General features: G+C 48.0%; 18 protein-coding genes and 1 pseudogene. 4 read left to right on the top strand and 15 right to left on the bottom strand.

Translation table 11 applies throughout. The annotated features are described in order from the left end of the window. Positions 1 to 957 precede the first annotated feature (957 nt). Both NFR90_RS10810 and NFR90_RS10805 read left to right on the top strand, forming a co-directional pair. A complete protein-coding gene (locus tag NFR90_RS10810) occupies positions 958 to 2,298 on the top strand; it encodes a porin (RefSeq protein WP_251453000.1) in 1,341 nt (446 codons plus the stop codon). An 89-nt stretch (positions 2,299 to 2,387) separates the two neighbouring features. Next, the gene (locus tag NFR90_RS10805; RefSeq protein WP_251452997.1) at positions 2,388 to 3,359 is read left to right on the top strand and encodes a cytochrome c3 family protein; all 972 of its coding nucleotides are present in this window, start codon (positions 2,388 to 2,390) and stop codon (positions 3,357 to 3,359) included. Positions 3,360 to 3,522: 163 nt separating this feature from the next. Here NFR90_RS10805 and NFR90_RS10800 read toward each other — a convergent pair whose 3' ends face one another. The 15 genes and pseudogenes from NFR90_RS10800 to NFR90_RS10735 all read right to left on the bottom strand — a co-directional run bounded on the left by NFR90_RS10800 (position 3,523) and on the right by NFR90_RS10735 (position 17,192). Beyond that, a complete protein-coding gene (locus tag NFR90_RS10800) occupies positions 3,523 to 4,623 on the bottom strand; it encodes an FAD:protein FMN transferase (protein WP_251452994.1) in 1,101 nt (366 codons plus the stop codon). A 26-nt stretch (positions 4,624 to 4,649) separates the two neighbouring features. Next, complete coding sequence (locus tag NFR90_RS10795; RefSeq protein WP_160335300.1) at positions 4,650 to 5,084, bottom strand: tetratricopeptide repeat protein; 435 nt, start codon at positions 5,082 to 5,084, stop codon at positions 4,650 to 4,652. Positions 5,085 to 5,252: 168 nt separating this feature from the next. Next, on the bottom strand, positions 5,253 to 5,435 hold the full coding sequence (locus tag NFR90_RS10790) for a hypothetical protein (RefSeq protein WP_160335299.1): 183 nt from the start codon (positions 5,433 to 5,435) through the stop codon (positions 5,253 to 5,255). 103 nt (positions 5,436 to 5,538) lie between these two features. After that, positions 5,539 to 6,093 carry a GNAT family N-acetyltransferase gene (locus NFR90_RS10785; RefSeq protein ID WP_160335298.1) on the bottom strand — a complete coding sequence of 185 codons (555 nt, stop codon included), beginning with the start codon at positions 6,091 to 6,093 and terminating at the stop codon, positions 5,539 to 5,541. 66 nt (positions 6,094 to 6,159) lie between these two features. Continuing rightward, positions 6,160 to 6,894 carry an energy-coupling factor ABC transporter ATP-binding protein gene (locus NFR90_RS10780; RefSeq protein WP_251452991.1) on the bottom strand — a complete coding sequence of 245 codons (735 nt, stop codon included), beginning with the start codon at positions 6,892 to 6,894 and terminating at the stop codon, positions 6,160 to 6,162. Continuing rightward, positions 6,882 to 7,619: an energy-coupling factor transporter transmembrane component T family protein gene (locus NFR90_RS10775; RefSeq protein ID WP_202074566.1), complete on the bottom strand. Its 738-nt coding sequence runs from the start codon at positions 7,617 to 7,619 to the stop codon at positions 6,882 to 6,884. Before NFR90_RS10775 ends, NFR90_RS10780 begins: the two co-directional genes overlap by 13 nt. After that, on the bottom strand, positions 7,592 to 8,206 hold the full coding sequence (locus NFR90_RS10770; RefSeq protein ID WP_237178752.1) for a NikL family nickel/cobalt ECF transporter subunit: 615 nt from the start codon (positions 8,204 to 8,206) through the stop codon (positions 7,592 to 7,594). Before NFR90_RS10770 ends, NFR90_RS10775 begins: the two co-directional genes overlap by 28 nt. Then, the gene (gene cbiM, locus NFR90_RS10765) at positions 8,193 to 8,798 is read right to left on the bottom strand and encodes a cobalt transporter CbiM (RefSeq protein WP_251452988.1); all 606 of its coding nucleotides are present in this window, start codon (positions 8,796 to 8,798) and stop codon (positions 8,193 to 8,195) included. Before cbiM ends, NFR90_RS10770 begins: the two co-directional genes overlap by 14 nt. After that, positions 8,798 to 9,562 (bottom strand): DUF4198 domain-containing protein, encoded by a 765-nt coding sequence (locus tag NFR90_RS10760; RefSeq protein ID WP_160335295.1) that lies wholly within the window; start codon positions 9,560 to 9,562, stop codon positions 8,798 to 8,800. Before NFR90_RS10760 ends, cbiM begins: the two co-directional genes overlap by 1 nt. A gap of 95 nt (positions 9,563 to 9,657) precedes the next feature. Next, a complete protein-coding gene (gene yddG, locus NFR90_RS10755; RefSeq protein WP_251452985.1) occupies positions 9,658 to 10,539 on the bottom strand; it encodes an aromatic amino acid DMT transporter YddG in 882 nt (293 codons plus the stop codon). Positions 10,540 to 10,682: 143 nt separating this feature from the next. Then, positions 10,683 to 10,898 carry a DUF7947 five-stranded beta-barrel domain-containing protein gene (locus NFR90_RS11765; protein WP_443094411.1) on the bottom strand — a complete coding sequence of 72 codons (216 nt, stop codon included), beginning with the start codon at positions 10,896 to 10,898 and terminating at the stop codon, positions 10,683 to 10,685. Between the two features lie 80 nt (positions 10,899 to 10,978). Beyond that, positions 10,979 to 11,236 (bottom strand): annotated as a pseudogene (locus NFR90_RS11760) (DUF7946 domain-containing protein); the annotation flags it as partial. Between the two features lie 174 nt (positions 11,237 to 11,410). Then, complete coding sequence (locus tag NFR90_RS10745; protein ID WP_251452975.1) at positions 11,411 to 15,097, bottom strand: AAA family ATPase; 3,687 nt, start codon at positions 15,095 to 15,097, stop codon at positions 11,411 to 11,413. A gap of 39 nt (positions 15,098 to 15,136) precedes the next feature. Beyond that, positions 15,137 to 16,372 carry an exonuclease SbcCD subunit D C-terminal domain-containing protein gene (locus NFR90_RS10740; RefSeq protein WP_251452973.1) on the bottom strand — a complete coding sequence of 412 codons (1,236 nt, stop codon included), beginning with the start codon at positions 16,370 to 16,372 and terminating at the stop codon, positions 15,137 to 15,139. 70 nt (positions 16,373 to 16,442) lie between these two features. Further along, positions 16,443 to 17,192 carry an ABC transporter ATP-binding protein gene (locus tag NFR90_RS10735; protein ID WP_251452971.1) on the bottom strand — a complete coding sequence of 250 codons (750 nt, stop codon included), beginning with the start codon at positions 17,190 to 17,192 and terminating at the stop codon, positions 16,443 to 16,445. Between the two features lie 203 nt (positions 17,193 to 17,395). On the opposite strand from NFR90_RS10735, the gene NFR90_RS10730 reads away from it, so the two are divergent. Together NFR90_RS10730 and NFR90_RS10725 are read left to right on the top strand one after the other, a co-directional pair. Beyond that, positions 17,396 to 18,343: a LysR family transcriptional regulator gene (locus NFR90_RS10730; protein ID WP_251452968.1), complete on the top strand. Its 948-nt coding sequence runs from the start codon at positions 17,396 to 17,398 to the stop codon at positions 18,341 to 18,343. Between the two features lie 72 nt (positions 18,344 to 18,415). Beyond that, the gene (locus tag NFR90_RS10725; RefSeq protein WP_251452965.1) at positions 18,416 to 19,216 is read left to right on the top strand and encodes an aspartate dehydrogenase domain-containing protein; all 801 of its coding nucleotides are present in this window, start codon (positions 18,416 to 18,418) and stop codon (positions 19,214 to 19,216) included. The last annotated feature ends 205 nt before the right edge of the window (positions 19,217 to 19,421 follow it).

Raw genomic sequence — 19,421 nt, 5'->3', positions numbered from 1 at the left:
CTAATAAATTCATGCAATTATCAGAAATTTTCGCAGATATTATTCAGATTTTTTATTAATATCGTGCGTCGAACCTGAAAATCTTGGCTCACGGTAAATCTCTTTAAACAACTCCCTCCACTGCTCTTCATTCTCACCTATCTCACGATTTCACATTCCTTCCAAACTCAGCTACTCTTCGCCATCCCGAACTGCAATTTAATACGACACTGCAAACACAATTAAAACAGCCGGCGACAAACCTATTCTCAAAATTACAAAGACAAAAATTGACGACACCGGCACCACTGCAGAAACAGCACTGGTGAAATATCGGGCCCGAATTTGAAAATATATTGTGCGACTTCAGGAAGATTCCGCGGAAATCAGAGAATGCCCGACAAGAATTTAGGAATAAACAACGAAACGTCAAAAATTCTCCTCCATCTAAACCTTAAAATCCTCTCCAAAACCGCTTCTGTCGATAACCAAAACAGCACCTCCGAGAAAATACTTCTTTTAACCCAATATTCGCCCTCTCCTCCCTCTCAGACTGCGTACACTAAAGAGCTAAAAACGGGCTAAGAAGCCAAAGGCTTTCTCTAATGGCAATTGTTTCTGCCCGCGGCTAAACCAAGGCGACCGAAGCCTAAAATTTTGCTTCCTGTAAAAAATTTATCTGCATAAAAGCAAATCCGTTGCAAAAAAGCAACATTTCCAAGAATTTTTTCCCCATTCAGAGTTTTCTTAAACTTGATTAAATTCTTAAGTATTTCTTACGTAAAATACTTCACCCTCAGGGAATATACGCGTATTAATTAGTTAAATCTTGATTAAATATTTAATAAGGAAACTAATTTTTACAACCTAAATTAGGGTCGGGTTAGTACTTACAAAAGATGTCGCTTCCCACACTGTCCCCATGGAATAAAAGTTCCAACGATTTTTAACCCAGTAGTTTTAAGTGCAGGTGTTGATATGACAAAAAAGACATTATTAGCGCTGACGATTTCAGCTGCTTTAGTCCCGGCTTTTTACGTATCTGCTGCTGAAACAGATACAACTTCCGGCGCCACCGAAGCTGCGGCGGCCCAAGACAGTTCCACAGCAACTAAAGGCGTTCGCTTCCGCTCGGGTCCTCAGAGACACGCAAGAGGCGTTGCTTTCGGACGCGGCCACTCCGGCCACTCCATTAACGTGAGCCACGCAAGCTCCGCGATCGCAAATATCCCGATGGATGCGACAACTTCTTCCATCACACTCTTCGGTGAATTGGACGCCGGTATCAAACTGCACAAGACAAAAGGTAAGTCCGCAACAGTTGAACTGACAAGCGGCAACTGGTATTGGACCAGCTGGGGTATCAAAGGTGTCGAAGATATCGGCAACGGCAATGCGGTCATCTTTACATTGCAGCAGGCCTTCAGACTGAACAACGGCGAGTCCATCGCGACTAACCACTCCACTTCCTCATCAGGCGGCTTTAATAATCAGGCTTTCCTCGGTCTGCAGGGACATTGGGGCCGTTTAACATTCGGTCGTCAGGGCGGCCTCTCCTCCGGTGACGGTGACTACAGTATGCTCGGCGGAAGCGCTATCGGTACAGGCATGTCTGTGATCGGTGACCTTCAGGGCGTCTTCTATCTGACCGGATGGCAGAATAACTCCATCGCATACCGCACCCAGGAATGGAACGGTCTGCAGTTCACGGCCATGTACTCCAACGGCGTCAGCTCCGATACCGATAAGTGGTCTAAGAACTCCCACTACTACGGCCTCGGTATGACATACGATGTCGGTAACTTCAATTCGAACCTGATGTACGAAATGGAAGACCATAAGGGCAACACCACTAAGATCGATAAAACAAATATCATCACGGCGGGCGCTTCTTATGACTTCGGTAGCTTCACACTGTACGGCGCATATCAGTACACACAGCACGCAACAAGAATGCCGAACTACAACCAGTTCCCGGTTAACGCATCTTCGGGCGCTTCCACTTCTGCAAGCGCAACCTCCGGAGCTTCTGCCGCTTCTTCCTACACCAAGGGAGCAAACCAGAACGCGGCTTCTATCTCTGTGGCAACACCGCTTTGGGGCGGCAACCTGATGCTGCAGCTCAACGGTGTTAAGGGCAAGATCAAGGACGACGGTACGAAATACAGCGCATGGTCTGTCGGCTCTGCATACACGTATCCGCTCTCCAAGAGAACTCTGCTTTACGGCGGAGTTGCTTACGGCAACGCCTATAAGGCTCTCGACGGATCCGACCTCGACGGCTACACAGCTGTTGTAGGTATGGCAACGTCCTTCTAAGCCTTACGGCTGATGCGGTGCCTCTCGGCACCGCAGAACATTTCCGGGCGCCTCAGGCTTTATGAGGCGCCTCGGAGTTGGGGAAAATTATGATCACTCTCAAAACAAAGTGGACACTATTCTGGATCCTCTGCGCGGCATTTATCTGCGGAATCCTCTCCGTCTGCGGACTGGTTTCTGCGGTTAACTGGCTCGGATCCGAGAAATTCTGCAGCACCGGATGCCACACAATGAACGGTGTCGCATACGCATGGAAACAGGGCTCACATGCGCGTACCGCGAGCGGCAAAACCGCAGACTGCTCCGACTGCCACTTGTATAACGCTTCCGAAAACACACTCGGACCAATCGGCTATATCAGCCTGCTCGGTCATAAAGTGGTCGCCGCTTCTCACAGCGCTTTCGGACAAATCATTGGAAACTTCAGTACCCCGACACTCTGGATGCAGCAACGCCCCGGTATCGAAGCCGGCGAAATACAATGGTTCCGCGAAACGAACTATCACACCTGCAGAGGCTGTCATGACCTCTCCAGAATGTGGGATAAAAACAATCCTTCAATCGGCGCTTGGCATGCCCTTTACCAAAACCAAACACTTGACTGCCTCGCCTGCCATAAGGACGTAGGTCACAATTACACAAAGATTGACGCTTACATCAAAGATAACGGCACATACCCGAATCTCGATGAAGCTTGGCTCTTCCCGGTAGACGCTTCCTCAAGCGCAAGCCCGATGCCGCCCGCCAATCTGACCCCCGAACAGCTTCAGAAAGACGCTCAACCTTACAACCCGTCTTCTGTCAGCGGCGCTTCAACCGGCAATACTCAGACGGTTAACCAGTCCAAGGACGCAGCTAAGATCGCTCAGGAACTCTATCAGAAGACGAAAGAGCCGATCGGTGCCGCTTCCAACACTGTGAAGCCCGCTCCTGCGGCAGCGCCTGCTCAGTCAGTATCCGGCGCCAGCGCTCCTGCTGCAAAACCCGCTGCCGCTCCGGCTCCGGCAACTAAAGCAGCACCGGCTCAAGCCGTATCGGGAGCTTCAGCTCAGAAAAAGTAAACCTTTAATCTGATATCTGCGTAAAGCGGTCACTGTCAAAGCGGCCGCTTTATTTTTTTCTCCAAAGGCTCTTCTGAGTGCGCCTTTTCGTCAAACAAAAAAAAGATCAGACCGGAAAACATCTCCGGCCCGATCCTTTCTTTAATCAGAAAATCTTGACTCGCTACTTCTGATCGCCTGCTTTCGGTTCACTCGCCTTTTGGCCCTTATCCGCTTCTAACGGCTCAATCACACCGATCCTAAAGTTCTCATTAGTGAACTTGATCTCGTCGTCCAAATTCGGTGTGTACACAACGGTTTTCAGCGGCTCATCCACCAATACGGCTTTAAGTTCCGGATGCGCTCTCAGAAAATCAATCGCGCCCTGCCAGCCCATCACAAAAAGAGAAGTGCATAAGCCGTCGGCATAAGCCGAATTCTTATGAATAATCGACACGGAAGACAAGGTCGCGGGAACCGGACGTCCCGTCCGCGGATCCAAAATGTGATGATATTTCTTTCCGTCTTTAATAAAAAACTTCTCGTAGTCGCCGCTCGTCACAACCGATTCGTCGCGAGAAGGGACCGCCGCAAAATATCCGCCTCTCTTGAGATCGGGCTCCTGCAGACCAATCAGCCAAGGATTGCCGCTGTAGTTCGTCCCGCTTGTGATCACATTGCCGCCAAGACTGATGAGCGCGTCTTTACAGCCGGCCGCTCTGAGTTTCTCAATCACTTTATCCGCGATAAAACCTTTGCCGGTCGCGCCAAGCGTTATTTCCTGACCTGCCCCGATCTTTCCGTAATACTGATCGCCCTCTTTCTTTACTTCTATCTTGGTCCAGTCAACTTTCGGAAGCGCCTCCGCAATTTCTTTATCACTCGGTACGCGGTGATTGTCATGGTCGACGCTCCAAAGTTTGACCAGAGTGCCGACGGTCGGATCGAGCGCGCCATGAGTCATCGCGCAGACTTCTTTGGTCCTCTCCAAAATATCCGTCGTGTCTTTGGAAATTTTGATCCACTCGCCTTTGGCCGCGCCTAAACGAGATAAGTCACTGTCGGGCTTATAAGCGGATAGCAGAAGTTCAAGTCGATTGACTTCGTCTTCTGTCACCTTCTCACAGTAACCGGCTTTCTCCTGGCTCTCCGTCTTAAACTGCGTTGTGACCACCGTACCCAACGCGTCAAACGCATGATGATAGACATCAGTTTCCGCATATGCCGAGGCAGAAAAACCGGCGCCTAAAACCAAAGCGGCGCAAAGTGGTTTGACATTAAACATAAAAGGTATCCTTTCGAAATTTATTCTTAGTGCATTGAGCCTGCATGCGGTTTCAGATGCGAGCATCCGAGCTCCTCACCGAGATCGCACGCGCGCTGATAATAGGCGCGGGACTTCTCTTCTGAAACCTCTGCACCGAGGCCGAGGCGATAATTATTTCCAAGCGACAGGCAGCCTGCGGCATACCCGGCCGAGCAGGCCTTTTCATAAAACGGATTGGACTGCGCATGCTCCCCTTTCTGCTGACGAGCAAAACCAAGATAGAAGCATCCGCCGCCGTGGCCTTCCATGCAGGATTTTTCCGCACACAAAAGCGCTTTGTCATAGGCTTGAGCGCGATGATATTCAATCGCCGCCTCAAAACACGCCTGACCGCCTTCAGCATCGCACTTCGGCGCCTGATCAGAAGCGAATACGCACAAGGGAACTGCTGCTAAAGCTAAAAGAAGGGATTTCATCATTTTTAAATTCCGTACCAATGAGGCCGCTCATTGTCAAAAATGAATATTTGCTTGAAATTATAGGTAAAAGCACCCGTTTATTTCAGGTGTTTTTCAAGAATATCGCCGAGAATATCGATCACTCATATGTCCGGTCGAGTCCGTTCCCGGCGAAACATCAAAAATCTGTTAAAGCTGTTTTTTCTGCTCTTTTATCTCTTCGGCAATCAGCTTTCTTTCATGCGGAGAAAAGGGTTTCAGCGCGTCTCTTTTAAAGTTGCTCGGATTCTCTCTACCAAGACCGTCTTCAACAGCTTCTTCAATGGTTTCAATATAACGTTTAAATTCTTTCACAATGCCGGTTTCTGTCATTTACTCATCTCTTTTGTATCGCTGTAAAGTTTATATTGAGTATTGCTTTATAGCGTTCTTGTTCATCCGTTTTGGTGCCTAAGTACCAAGACAGACGCTCTCTTTAGACTTTATCCAAATCACCGACCACGTCCTCTGAATCCCAGAGTTTTCCAAACACGCGCCAAAAGTCCTGAATATCCTCTTCTGAGATTTCGGCATCGCCATGAACAAGCGTCACAAACTTTTCTCCGCGCCACTCGTGCAGACCGCCAACCTCTCTAAAACCGTTTTTACGGTAAAAACATAAACGCTTCACACGCTTGGCCCGATCCGTGCATCCCGGATAAATGCCTTCGCAGTCAAGAAAGATGACTTTGCCTGCTGCCATCTCGATTGCGGCTTTGATTACGTCGCTTCCAATGCCTCTGCCCCGTTTTTTCTCATCAACCGCGATATAAAAAAGATAAAAGAAACGTCCTCTTTTTAATGTACAGAAGAAAGCTTCCGCTTCATTTTCCCGAAGCAGCACGAACATCTCTGCTCCGTTCACAGAGCAGGTAAAGAAGGGCTCAAGAGAAACTCGTTCAAAGAGCGGAAAGGACTGCATGTAAATACGACGGACAGCCGCTCGATAAGGGTTGTCGCCGCAGACTTTTTTAATTGTGAAATCCGACATTTTTCTTCGTGACAATTGAGATAGGTTTTATCCTACAGAATCGGATTCTTCCAAAACCAATCCCTGCTAATTATGGGAATGCTGTTCTGCGCCGAAGAAATGACTATTACGATGCTCATGGATCTGAGGCGCTTTAATCTCAGAAAGCTTTTTATCGGTAATCGTAAAGAAGCGGCTGCAGGTCTCGGCCAGCATGTCCGGATCATGACTGATGATGATCTTCTCACCCTCAAAGCGATTAATAATCTCAATAAGGCGCTTTCTTGCTGCCGCGTCCAGCCCGTTCGTGGGTTCATCCAGCAGAAGAACGTCCGGTTTCATCGAAAGAGCCGCCGCCAGCGTCACAAGTTTTTTCTGTCCGCCCGAGAGCTCAAAACTCAGAGAATGCTCCAAATGTTCAATACCTAGAGAGACCAGCGTTTCATGCGCCCGTACCCAAGCTTCCTCCTCTGATAAACCTTCGTTCAGCGGGCCAAACGCCACATCATCAATCACCTCCGGAAAGAAAAGCTGATCATCGGGATGCTGGAGCACAAATCCCACTTTCAGCCTAAGCGCCCGGAAGTCTTCTTCCGTCTGTACGGATTTTCCATAGAGCAGAATTTCTCCGCTCTTGGCTTTTAATAAACCGGTGATGATTTTAAAAAGTGAAGTTTTACCGGTCCCGTTCGGGCTCCATATTCCTGCACTGCAGCCCTTCTCGAGACGGAAATTTAAGCCGCTCAGAAGTTCCTCTCCGTCAGGATAGGAAAAGCTCAGATTTTTAATTTCTAAAACCACCCGGTTTTCTAAATCGTCCATCCGTACACACTCAGAAGAATAGCCGCGGCACAAAAAAGCGCCGTCATAAAAACATCCGTCCGTGTGGACGGGTATACATTCAGTGTTCGGATTTTACCGTTGAAACCGCGAAGTTTCATCGCTTCGTCCAGCACTCGACTGCGGCGAACAGCCTTTGCGAAAAGAAGAGAAATCATCGCCGCGACTGTTCGGTATGTTCTTCGATCCGCTTTCAGCACAAAACCGCGGAGTTTTGCGGCTTCAACCATCTGTCGATACTCTTTTTCAAAAATATCGATACCGCGGGCACAGAACAAAATAATCGCCACCAGTTTGTCAGAGAATCCTATCTTATGGAATCCATAGGCAAGCTGAGAAAAACTCAGACTGCTGACAAGCGTAATGAAAATCATAAAGAGCGCATTCGCTTTAATTGTCACCAATGCGGATAATTCAACGCCCTGCTTTGTAACCCAGCCCCAAAGCGGTTCACCCGGCGTTGTCCAAGGCGTCAGAAGCCAAATGAAAAGAATAAAAATATTGATTTGGACGGCGCGTTTCACAAAGTGAGACGCGTTCGGTTTGAAAAATAAAACCGCGGAGAGCGCAAAGACCAGGGCGGCAAAAGCACTTTCGCAATTAGGAAGGACAGACACCGGAGCCGCAAAAATAAATGCGCTCAATATTCTTGCGGCGGGCGTAAATGTCCTCGCGTCCATTATTTTTTCCGTCTTGCGCTCAGCCATGCAAAGATTCCGCCAAGTCCGATAAGCCAGCCGAGACCGCCGACAATATCTCTCAAAGAAATCTCAGGATTTTGAGCTTGAGCAAGCTCACGGCGAAGCGGAACAATCACTTTTGTCTCCTGATCTTCTTTGGCAAGCCGAACCGCGTTGTCTAAATCCTTCTGTGTGTAAAGTTTCGGATCCGAAGAAGTGACGCTATCCGTTTTCTTCGGCTCATACGTCAGAAGAAGCGGTTCTTTAGAGGCTTCCGCTCCGGAAAACTCTTCTCTGCTGATTTTCCATCGATTCTGATGTCCCTCTCCCGCGTTCACGACAACCGTCAGCGGAGCGGCCTTAAATCTGGCGGGAAGCGCAATACAGACTTTGCCTTCATCGGAGGTTACCGCTTTAAGAACGGATTCTCCCGCGTCGTTGATAAAGTTAACTTCAGCTCCGCGCGCAGGCGCGCCATTTGCGAATTTCGCTTCCGCGCATACCTGATCAGCCTGAGGATAAGCAAACACATTCAGCCTATGCGCCTGAGCCGAGCCCGCTGCCGCGACGGCGATCAAAGCCGCGGCTCCGTAAATCAGTTTAACGATGTTCATCAAAGACTCCGGGATCACTTTTTCTGATGTATACCACAGCGATAGCCGTAATAATTCCCTCCACAATCATGATAGGAAGATTGGAGAAGAAAATCGCCCAAGCCGCAGCCACAAATCCCTCGCTGGTGAAGGCGAGCGCAAGCGCCGTTAAAAGTCCCGAAATCAGCACGCCGCAAAAGCCGGCAGCAAAACCGGCCGCTTTTAAATGCCTATCGGCGCTTTTACCGCTGATCCAATGAAAGATTAGGCCGGCGGCTGCCGCCCCAAGGCCCATTGTCGCAGTGTTCACGCCCAGAACCGTAAAACCGCCGAATTGGAAAAGAACTGCCTGCAGAAGCAGCGCAACGAAAATAACAGGAAAAGCCGCCGCGCTGAGGACTGCCCCGATCAATCCGTTCATAATCAGATGCGCACTGGAAAAACCGACCGGCACGTGAATCAGACTTGCGACGAAAAACACGGCTCCGAGAAATCCTGCCAGCATCAGATGATCCGTTTGAATCTTTCTCAGACCGTAAGCGACGCCTACTGCGGCCGCTGCCGCACCGGCAATCAAAACCGGCGCGGATAACACTCCCTCAGCGATATGCATTATTTAAACGAAGGCGTCACAAATTCAGTCCAGAGTACCGCACCGATTTCTACCGGTTTATCAACACCCTCATGCTTAATCTTGTAGTCGGCCTCGCTAAGCGCGGCAAAACCCCACCAGCCTTCCCAGGGAACAGAGTACGAGAAAGTTCCCTGATCGTCGGTCATCACAACCTGTGTGATAAAGATGTCATTGGGCGCTTTAACGCGCTTATCTACGTTGTAGTACTCGACTTCAACCGGAACGTTTGCCGCAGGTTTGCCGTCAACAACGACCTTACCGCGGAAAATATTGCCGACATAGTTGCCGAAAGGACGGGTCAGCGGAATGATTTCAGTCTTGAGCCCGGCGGGGATTTCCCAACCGTCTTCTACACCGTAAGCCGGGACCATAACCTTGGTGTAGTGCATAATGAATTTGTCTTCGGCAGGCTCCCAATAAGGCTGCGGCTCAAGAACAAATTCATACAGGCCCGGACGAATCACTTTGTACTGTGTAATCCAAGCGTCCTTATCCAATACTTTTGCAGGCTTCAGTGTATCGGTCAGATCGGTCTTCCTGCCGTCAACAATCACAGAAAGATTCTTCGGCTTGGCCATGTTCATACCGCTTTGTTCCATCGGATGATTAAAAGCGGCTGTGAGGGTGACCGTGCTGTCTTTCTGATCTTCAACGATCTGTTTATCCGGGATCACACTGCCGAAGTGCGCCTGAGAAACAGCGGCAAAACTAAAAAGAAGCGATGCAGCGATAAGATTTTTCATAAATAGCGGCTCCTTATGAAGGTGTTAAATAATTGTAGGACGTCAAAGAACCGTATTTAAAAAATCTTCTTAATATTTTTTAAATCTTCTTAATTTCAATCTCTGGTAGCAGCCCAACAGACGAAGGAGCCGGCAACAACTGCCACTCCGGCCCAGAAGGCGTGGTTCAGCGATGCCCCGATGAGAAAAGACGCAAACACGCAGGACAGGACCGGCGTGAAGTAAGAAGCGATCGCCATAATTGCGATTTTTCCCTTCTGCACACCAAAGGTCCACAGGCCGTACGCGCCTCCCATCACCATCGCTGTCAGTATGACAATCCCAAGCCCCTTCATGCTGAATTCTCTGCTCGGAGCGAGATCAAGCAACCAAATCGAATTAAAAATCAGCATATTCAGACCGAAAATGACGGTCGTAGGATCTTCCCCGTTAGCCCATGCTCTTGTGAAATTCGAATACGCCGCCCAGAATATTGCGGCCCAGAGTGCCAGGAAGTAAGCCAGCGGATTAGTTTTTACATGATCCCACATGCTTGCGAAGTCGACAAGAATACAGCCGGAGAGCACCATACAGATCCCGTAAATCGCGAGTGCCACTCCGATGGAGATCCACCACTTTGCCTTCTGACCGTTAAAAAGCACAGCAAAGAAAATCGTGAGAGAGGGCCAAAGGTAATTAACCATTCCGACTTCCATTGCCTGAGTCCCGCTGCTGGAGATGGATAGTGAGATCGCAAAAGTCAGAGAGGTACCGATCGCGGAACCCAGACCGAAAATATAGTATTTCAGAGGGAGGCGGCTAAATCTTGGAAAACCGAAAGCGAACCACACAAAAACGAAGGCAATGAGGTAATTGATTGCCAGGCCCAATCCGATTCCGATCGTATCGGAAATCAACCGAACCAGCGAGACAGACAGCCCCCAGAATATCGGCGCGGTGCAGCCGATCAAGGTTGCCTGATTCTGTGTTAATTGCATATTCTCCCCTTTTTGGAGGGATTGTAGGCAAAAAAACGATAAGCGGGACATCTTCTGCTCAAAAAATGTCCCGCTGAATTTAAACTCAAAACTTCCGAAGTTCTTACATTGAGAGTCAAAAAAGGGAAATTTTGGGCCTATTTTTACTCTGATGCAACAGCATCATTAATAAACAGTTTCGTGATTTCTCCTTCTTCTGAAAGGGTTGCTTTTCCTTTCACTTGAAGCGCTTTCCCAAGAGCAAATGCCTGCACGTACGGGGTGTTTTGGTTAGAGAGTAAGGGATCGCTGATTTGTCCGTTGATTCGCTCTTCCGGCCCTTCGTTTTCGAGTGAAACTTTACATGAACCCGTAAGCAAGTCCAGTTCTGTAAATCTAACGAAGAATTTTTTTCATCTGTGATCTTGCTGTCTTTGGTCTTTGCCAAAAGATCTTTTGTGAAAGCATCAGCTTTCACAAATTCTCGTTGGTTATCATCGCAAACAGAAATACCGGTACAGGATTTACCAATAGAAGAGCGAGCCTGCCTGTTCTCTGCGATCAATCCGTCCGCCATTTTGTCAATCGTTCCGAGCAAACATTCCTGCATTTCTTTATTCTGAGAAACGGACTGCCGGAGTGCTTGTGATAAGTGTTCCATCTTCTCCTTTCCTCTTTTACTAATAACATAGCTAGCAACGGCGGTAACTAATGAACAAGCTAAGCCTGAAACAGCTTAGGCATTATTTTAAAGAGCTGTCAACATGTTTAAATTTCGGGCTCTGTATTAAGAAGAGCCCGAATGTTCTATAGTTTCTCCGATAATGCGAAGCTGTTCAATGTCACTGACGTGAATTATTTCATCGGCTGCAATAGGGTTAAATCAAAGAAATCAGCCGATTCGCTTTACGCCCGGTCCCTGAAGTGTTGAAACTCCGGGAACCGATGAGGTTTCCACGCGGATCACAATCGGCAGGCGCTCCTGTACTTCGCCGACGTGTGAAATAATTCCGACGAGTTTATCCTGATTGATTTGGCCCAAAACGCTGAGCGCTTTTTCCAAAGATTCAGAGTCTAGTGTGCCAAACCCTTCGTCAAGAAAGAGCGAATCAATCTGGATATTGTTGCTTGCCATCTTTGAAAGACCGAGCGCAAGCGAAAGACTCACAATAAAGGTTTCGCCGCCGGAAAGATTGGCCGACGGCCTGATAACGCCGCCGAGCGCCGTATCCACGACACTGATTTCCAGATTTTTACCCTTGGTCGAACTCAAATAGAAGCGGCTGTTCAGCTTCTTCAGTTCGGCATTGGCGCACTCTAAAAGCTGAACCAGCACCAGGTCCTGAACAAACCTATTGTATTTTCCGCCGTCTGCTTGTCCGATTAAATCGCAGAGCTTTGCCCACAAAGCGTATTCACTTTCCAGATTTTTTGCCGCTTTTTGCGCTGCAGCCGCTTTCTGACGATTCTCTGCGTCGCGATCCTTCAGCGATTTAAGGCGACCAATCTCTTCGTTGTTCTGATCGATCTCTTTTCTAAGGTCAACTCTTTGGCGTTCAATCTCCGCTCGCTCTGTCTCTTTCGGGCAATCCGCCTTGTGACTTTCCAAATTCTCTGCAGACGTTTTAAGTGACGCAGTCGCTGAAAGCTGAAGATCCTCAAAATCTTTAATCTTCTTTTTCAGCAGTTCTAAATCCGCTTCGGATTTCCAGGAAGATTTCCATGCCTGCTGACTCTCGAAGGCTTTATCAATAAGTGCCTGAGCCCACTCACCTGCAGATTTCTGCGTCTGAAGCGTCAATTCATTAAGCGCCTTTTCTACCGCTTCAAGCCGTCCTGTCTTAGTTGCCCAATCCGTATCAGCAGCGGCTTTCTGCTCCTGAAGCATGGCCACATTGTCTTTTGCCTGCTTCAGCGCCTGTTCGGCCTTTTGCCGCTCCTGTGAGACACTCTTTTCTCCGAACCGGGATTTGCGCTCACCGCAGCTTTGGTCATAAACCTTTTGAAGCGTCTGAACTTTATCGCTTTTATCGTTCACTTCCTTAAGAAGTTTCGCTGCCTGCGTTTTCAACACTTCCAGAACGCCGGACATTTTGTCTTCTTTTGACTTCTGTTCGTTTAATTGGACGACGCTCCTGTTGTAAGCGTTGCCCCGCTCCAAAAGCCTTTCGATGAACGACGCGGTAATTTCCTCTGCCTTTTCCAGCGAGTAAGCACTAAAGTCCCTGATAAAAAGAACCCTGCTGTCCTGCAGTTTATCTCGATTATCCGACAGAGCCTTACCCAGCTGCTGAAGCTGAGTACTGATCGTATTCTTCTCTGCTTTCTTTGCGGCAAGCTCGCTATCGGCTCTGGTCTTTTTTTCCTTCAGCAGGTTTAATTCCGCTTCCTGCTTTTGAACTTCAGAGACCGTCTTATCGTAATCACGCTTAATCTGTTTCAGCTTGACGATCTCGTTCTCGACCCTCTGCTTTTCCTCTGTGATACGGGCAGCTCCGCATTCCCGAGAAGGTACGGATAAAACGCGCTTACAGGCTTCTTTATAGTCTTCGGATGCGGCTTGACATTCAGCCTCAAGGGATTTCAGCTGACCTTCTTCCGCTTTCTTTTGTCCGATAAGAGCCGCATTTTCTTTTGTCTTATTGCTGAGGTCTTCGCTGGCCTGCTTAAGTTCAGTCTTAGCTTCTTCCAATTTGACTTTGGCTTCAGCCACACCGGCAGGAAGCTGATCGGCATAAGGATGATGTTCGGATCCGCACAAAGGACAGGCTTCTCCGCTGACAAGGGCCGCTCGCTCCTTCATGAATTTATTAATCGCAACGAGCTTTTCGTTAGCGTCAACGTTTTTTTCCAATACGCTGTATCTGGCCGAAAGTTCGTTAATCTCGGCTTCCTTTGCTTTGGCTAATACATCAAGCTGCTTTACCGCATCACGATGTTTACGGACTTCCGTATCAAGTTTTTCCGCAGTTGAGCGCTTTTGGTCCAAGGTCAGAAGATCCGCGCGATGAGCCTCAAGCCGCTCCTGCTGCGCCTGAAGCTCTTCCGTTGTTTTACCCTCCAAAAGCGCAGTTCGGTGGCCTTTCAGCAAATCAATTTCCTTTGTTTTTACCGCAACAGCGGAAATAGCTGTCCGAGTGATTTTCTCAAGTTCTCCCGCTTCTTTTTCAGCCTTTTCAAGCTGTTTGCTAAACCTAGTCCGTTCGTCTTCATCATGCGCGATCACTGTTTCCAGTCCGGAAAGCGTATTGCGAATCACGGAAAGCCTGTCGCTTTCGTCGAACAGACGAGCATCATTCTTTTTCTCGGCAAATGAACTTTCGGCTCGAGCGGTTTTAGCTTTCTGATCAGAAAGTTCTTTCTCAGATGCGGCCTGCTTTGTCTGCGCAGTCATGTACTCTTTGCGGCTTACCTCGAGTTCGTCCTTCGCAGCCTGAAGTTGCTTAGCTTCTTCACGGATCTTCCCGTCCTGAATATCAACCCAAGTAAACAGCTCCTGATCTTTCTTGGCTTTGCTTTCTGTGTCCTGAAGCTTTTTCAATGCATCTGAGAGATCAGACGCAAGTACCGTAAGTTTGGGTTTCAGCTCTGAGAGTTCCGTACCGAGCTGATTTTTCTGCTTTTCTGACGAGTTTAAATTGCGTCGGCTTTCGTCATAAGCGTCATAGATCGGTTTAATGACGGCCGCTGCGCTTGCCCGATCCCTTTCTACTCTCAGCCGATCAAACCCTTCCTTTTGAGCTTCAATTTTTTCTAATGCGTTTTTTGCCTCTTCGCAACGCTTCTCTAATGCAGCAAGTGTTTTCAGTTTTTCCAGCTTTGCATCACAGGCAGAAGCTTGTTTTTTTTCTTCTTCGATTTTTTTGTCCAGTTCTACAAGCCCTGATTCGATCTGCTTGAGCTCCTCATCGCTCAGAATCTCAAACTTTTCATATTTTTCTTTCTCTTCGTCAAGCTGCTTTTTAAGCTGACTGGTCTTGATATAGACTTCCTGCGAAATCTTCTTATAAATCTCTGTACCGGTAATTTCTTCCAGAATATCGGCTTTGTCGTTTGTTCCGCTGTTCAGAAAAGCCGAGAATTTTCCCTGAGCAAGCAGGACAGATCGTGTGAACTGATTAAAGTCCAGTCCGAGTACTTCCTTGACCGCCTGAGCTTTCTCTTTAACTTTGGATGCCAGAGTCATCCAAGTGCCCCCTTTAAGCTCTTCAAGCGAAAGCTTTACAATTCCGAAAGATTTCTTCCCATCAGACGAATTTTCTTCGTTCTTACCGCTTCTTGAGCGAGCGTGGCTCCATTTGGATCTGAAAATGCGCCCGCCTGATTCAAAAATGAGCTCCGCAGAGCACTGATCGCTCTGACGATTCATTACTTCATCAGAAGTGTTGCTGATAGAAGAGATGCGCGGAGTTTGGCCGTAAAGCGCAAGACAAATCGCGTCGAACACGGTTGTCTTGCCGCTGCCGGTTTTGCCGGTGATGGCAAAAATTCCGCCCTTATAGGATTCATCAAGGAAATTAATCTCCCATTGCCCTTGAATAGAATTCAGATTCTCTAATTTAAGCGTATGGATTCTCATGCCGATATTCCGAATAAAAGTGAACGATCTCTGCTGCGGTTAAGGAGTGGCAAAGCTTTGCCCCATTTGCGCCATATCAACAACAGAGCGGTATATCGCAACGAGTTTTTCCCGCATCTCTTCCTCGACTTCTTCCTGCTCAAGCCGCTTGTCAAAGACGCTCATCGGATCAAGCTGCTCTATTGTCAAAACGTTCTCTCCCTCGGCAAGCGAAGCAAAGCGGCGCGCAGTATCTTCAACACGGACCACCTGAATGCTTGTGCCTGCAATAAGTCTTTGAACGGTTTCTACTAAGTTGGTCGCCGAAGAAGTGTCTTCATGAATAATCTGAGCTAAAACAGGCTGCGACGGATTCTGTTCACTAAGGACCTTAATTTGATCCAGTTGAATTTCAATGTCGCTGAGTTTGCCGCGTACTGTCACAATACGATCAAAAGAGGGAACTGGAAGATCCGAGACAGCTTTTACCTTTTCTTTATCAAATTCCACCACGCGGACGATCTTTGCGTGAGAAGCTTCATCAAAATTAAACGGTATCGGAGCGCCGCTGTAGTTACGCGTTCTGTCTCCGCCGATCAGCTGGGCTTTGTGGATATGACCTAATGCCAGATATGAAATGACGGACGGAAACACGGATGAAGGCACAATACCGAGTGAACCGATATAAAGCGCGTTTTCATCATGACCGACTTTAGAATTTGCGGTCATCAAATGACCGGTTGCGATCAGAGGAACTCGGCTGGAACCGATCGTCTCCACCGCTTTTTTAACAACCGTCTCATAGTGATCCTTAGTCGCCGCGACAATCTCTTCATCTCTGCTCAGCTGACTGTCAGCTTTGATCCGAAGAATGTCACGCTCTCTCAGATAAGGAATAGCGCAGACAACGCCTTCGAGTTTTCCCTCCTCGTCCCTTAGCTCTACAATTTCCCTGGCAGGATCGCTTTCAGCTCCGCCGACGACATAAATACCTAAATGACTAAGAATATTTTGAGGGGCATTCAGCTGCGTCGGTGAGTCATGATTGCCGCCGACAATAACAGCATGGCGGCAGCATGTCTTGCCCAAACGGGCCAAGAAGTCGTAGTACATCGCCTGGCTTCTGTGCGTCGGGACGCAAGTATCAAAGATATCGCCGGCAACAACTAAAGCGTCAATTTTCTCTGTTTCAATCATTGACAGAAGCCAGCTCAGAAACTGTTCAAACGCGTCGTAGCGGTCGAAATCATACAGTCGTCTGCCTAAATGCCAATCGGATGTGTGAAGGATTTTCATAATTATCGTCCTTGTGGAATGATCGATAGTTTATGAAAAAATAGTAAACCCTATGGCGACAGTTGATGTCTTAAAGGTTTTCTGCTTTCAGGAACGCTTTGCCGCGCTCTGTTGTCGGTGAAGTGAAGAACTGAGCGGCGTCCGTATACTCAACCACTTTTCCGTCCTCGAGCATCAGAATCTTATCGCCCAGGAATTTCGCTTCTTCCAGACGGTGCGTCACCATCAGGAAGGTCTTTTTGATATTGTCCTTGATACCGATAAGTCCCTTCATACGCTTGAGCGTCTGGCAGAAATGATTGCTGGTTTCCACATCCAATGAGGCCGTCGGTTCGTCTAACAGAAGGACCGGAGGCGCCATCATCATGACCCGAGCAATGCCGACACGCTGCTGCTGTCCCCCGGAAAGACTGGAGGCAGGCGTTTTAAGAATATTCGGCGTAATTCCAGCGATCTCCAACGCATGCTGATAAAGCTCCTCAGTTTCCTGATCGGACATCTTCGGACCGTACTGAAGCGCCATCCTGATATTTTCCTCAGTCGTCCCTTCAAACATAACGGCCTTTTGGAAGATGTAGGCAATTTGTCTGCGAAGCTGATGTACATCGTAGGTGTCAATATTCTGTCCGCGCCAGAGAATTTCCCCGCCCACTTTGCCGGGATCAAGTCGATTGAGCTGCTTGAGCAGGGTGCTCTTTCCGGCACCGCTGGGTCCGACAATGCAGACAAAAGCTCCGTTCTCTACATCTAAAGAGACATCGTTAAGAATTGGTGTGTTCTGTAATGTGACATTTAAATGTCTAACGGATAATTCAATCACTGCTATACCGGTTCAATGTTTACTGACCTATACATAGTAGTCGTTTAGCGAGACAATTTAAAGGCAGGGCAAAAAAATCCACCCCGGCACTGCAGAGGTGGAAAACCCATTTCTTGTCCGAGTTGAATGAACTCGACATGATGAGATTGTGAATCATCTGCTATATTACGTAAAGTGCAAATGTTATCCATCGAGTTGCAAAATTGGAAATCAAATCTAAAGCATTAAAAATTTTCTGCGCTGTGGTTGAGACGGGTTCTCTGCTTGCCGCGTCAAATAAACTGGGCATTTCTCCTTCGGCGGCAAGCCGCGTTTTATCCCAGCTTGAAGAGCGTATAGGGATCGTTCTCTTTGATCGAGGAAATAAAACGCTCACTTTGACTTCCGAGGGCACAGAGTTTTACCGAGTAGCAATGGAAGCGATGCGCGCATGGAAAGTCGTGGAAGATTATCCGACTCACCGAAAACGCAAACGCAAACTTCTGAGAGCAGCGGTGCTCGCTCGCCACTGCAGTGATGTCATTCTGCCTGCCATCGTCAAAATCTTTAAAAGACACGAAAAGGATATGCGGGTCACGCTCGATATCCATAACGGTCGAGATATTTACTTTTCAAAGTATTCTCATCCGTTTGATATCGGTTTCGGTACGCTTTTAAGTGAGCATGACGATATGGAAAAGCGCGTGCTCGCAGAGCTGCCTCTGCGTCTTGTCTGTTCAAAAAACAATCCTCTCTCACAAAAAGACGTTGTCTCAAGAGAGGATTACGCTAAAGAGAACTTTATTCTTCTTTCTCACGACATGCGTGAGAGGAAACTGTGCGATCTGCTTCTTCCTTCCTTGGAAGAAGATCAGATTGTGGGGGAGATATCGTCTACACAAGTCGCTCTGCGCATGGTAAAAAGGAATGCGGGCGTTCACATAACGGACTCCCTTGCGGCGATTAGCGTAAGCGACGACTGCAAAGCCATCCCGATCAGCGATCCTCTGACGATTCCTTTCTGCGTGTTTTGGCCGAAAACGGCAGGAGCACTCTCCGAGGAAGTCAAGGAGTGCATCGCGGAAGTTTCCGCAAGTATTGAAAAGGCGGGAATAAAGTTGACTGAATATGGAAAAAGTTTTATACGCCCAAATCGGAAAAAAAATTTCTAATATTCAATTACTCTATTTCTTTCCTTATGTGTAAAAATAAGGAATCTGTTAACAAAAAAACTTGGATTGGAAATGAAAAAAATCGCCATTTTAGGCTGCGGATCAGTCAGTCAGGTGTTCTGCATCAATGCGCTGCGCCATCTGGGTAATGATTATTTCATCACGACTGTTTGCGCAAAGCACCATGAACACGCTATGGAACTTGCCAGCCGAGTCGGCGGAAGAGCGGCAAGAAACGTCAACGAAATGCTCGAATTAGGCCCCGACATTGTTGTTGAGTTCGCGGGAATCTCTGCAGTTGAAGAGCATGCTCAGGAAATCCTTGAAGCCGGAGCCGACCTGGTGATCTCTTCAGTCGGCGCGCTCGACGAAAAGAATTTCAGAGACCATATTGTCAAAATCGCGAAACAGAATAAAAGACATATCTATGTGACAAGCGGCGCAATCGGCGGCCTGGATGTCATGGAAACCTACAGCGTCATTGGCAATCCAACAGTCAGAATTGAAAGCGTAAAACCGCCTGAAAGCTATATCGGCACGCCTTATATGGAAGGCAAAACTGTCAGCACAACTGAAGAGCAGCTGATTTTTGACGGCGACGTACATGATGCGATTCACGGTTTCCCGAGAAACGTCAATGTCTCCGTAGCGACATCTCTTGCTTCCGGGGCCACTGATGCCAAAGTCCGCCTGATCAGCCGTCCCGGCATCAAAGAAGTCACGCACCGCATCACACTGGAAAATGACATTATGCATTCGGAACTTTTCTTCAAGTCCAAGCCGGACCCGGAAAACCCGAAAAACAGTCTCTCTTCTGCTTACAGCGTGATTGCTCTTTTGAAGAATATGGCTTCGCCGCTTAGTTTCTTCTAAGCAATTAACCGTAAAAGCGAGTTTAAGAACTCCGGCACTCAGATCGAGCGTCGGAGTTTCATCTTTCTTTACCCCCCCCCGTCCACACAGACAAAATAAAACCTCTCACCGCATTTGCAGCAAGAGGCTTTAAGAATGGAGAGCCCGGAGACTACCTACTTTCGCAAGAAATACAACTCACTATCATCGGCGTGGAGGCGTTTCA

Source organism: Parasutterella muris (assembly GCF_943193095.1).
Taxonomy (GTDB): Bacteria; Pseudomonadota; Gammaproteobacteria; order Burkholderiales; family Burkholderiaceae_F; genus Parasutterella; species Parasutterella muris.
The sequence above is the reverse complement of the archived record's forward strand: the minus strand, read 5'-3'. Positions and strand labels throughout refer to the sequence as shown.

What these genes read in the sequence shown, in the direction of transcription:
- cbiM (WP_251452988.1), bottom strand. Translation starts at nt 8,798, where the DNA reads ATGCATATCGCTGAGGGAGTGTTATCCGCGCCGGTTTTGATTGCCGGT.
- NFR90_RS10760 (WP_160335295.1), bottom strand. Translation starts at nt 9,562, where the DNA reads ATGAAAAATCTTATCGCTGCATCGCTTCTTTTTAGTTTTGCCGCTGTT.
- NFR90_RS10790 (WP_160335299.1), bottom strand. Translation starts at nt 5,435, where the DNA reads ATGACAGAAACCGGCATTGTGAAAGAATTTAAACGTTATATTGAAACC.
- NFR90_RS10740 (WP_251452973.1), bottom strand. Translation starts at nt 16,372, where the DNA reads ATGAAAATCCTTCACACATCCGATTGGCATTTAGGCAGACGACTGTAT.
- NFR90_RS10805 (WP_251452997.1), top strand. Translation starts at nt 2,388, where the DNA reads ATGATCACTCTCAAAACAAAGTGGACACTATTCTGGATCCTCTGCGCG.
- NFR90_RS10780 (WP_251452991.1), bottom strand. Translation starts at nt 6,894, where the DNA reads ATGGACGATTTAGAAAACCGGGTGGTTTTAGAAATTAAAAATCTGAGC.
- NFR90_RS10775 (WP_202074566.1), bottom strand. Translation starts at nt 7,619, where the DNA reads ATGGCTGAGCGCAAGACGGAAAAAATAATGGACGCGAGGACATTTACG.
- NFR90_RS10785 (WP_160335298.1), bottom strand. Translation starts at nt 6,093, where the DNA reads ATGTCGGATTTCACAATTAAAAAAGTCTGCGGCGACAACCCTTATCGA.
- NFR90_RS10770 (WP_237178752.1), bottom strand. Translation starts at nt 8,206, where the DNA reads ATGAACATCGTTAAACTGATTTACGGAGCCGCGGCTTTGATCGCCGTC.
- NFR90_RS10800 (WP_251452994.1), bottom strand. Translation starts at nt 4,623, where the DNA reads ATGTTTAATGTCAAACCACTTTGCGCCGCTTTGGTTTTAGGCGCCGGT.
- NFR90_RS10795 (WP_160335300.1), bottom strand. Translation starts at nt 5,084, where the DNA reads ATGATGAAATCCCTTCTTTTAGCTTTAGCAGCAGTTCCCTTGTGCGTA.
- NFR90_RS10810 (WP_251453000.1), top strand. Translation starts at nt 958, where the DNA reads ATGACAAAAAAGACATTATTAGCGCTGACGATTTCAGCTGCTTTAGTC.
- NFR90_RS10745 (WP_251452975.1), bottom strand. Translation starts at nt 15,097, where the DNA reads ATGAGAATCCATACGCTTAAATTAGAGAATCTGAATTCTATTCAAGGG.
- NFR90_RS10725 (WP_251452965.1), top strand. Translation starts at nt 18,416, where the DNA reads ATGAAAAAAATCGCCATTTTAGGCTGCGGATCAGTCAGTCAGGTGTTC.
- yddG (WP_251452985.1), bottom strand. Translation starts at nt 10,539, where the DNA reads ATGCAATTAACACAGAATCAGGCAACCTTGATCGGCTGCACCGCGCCG.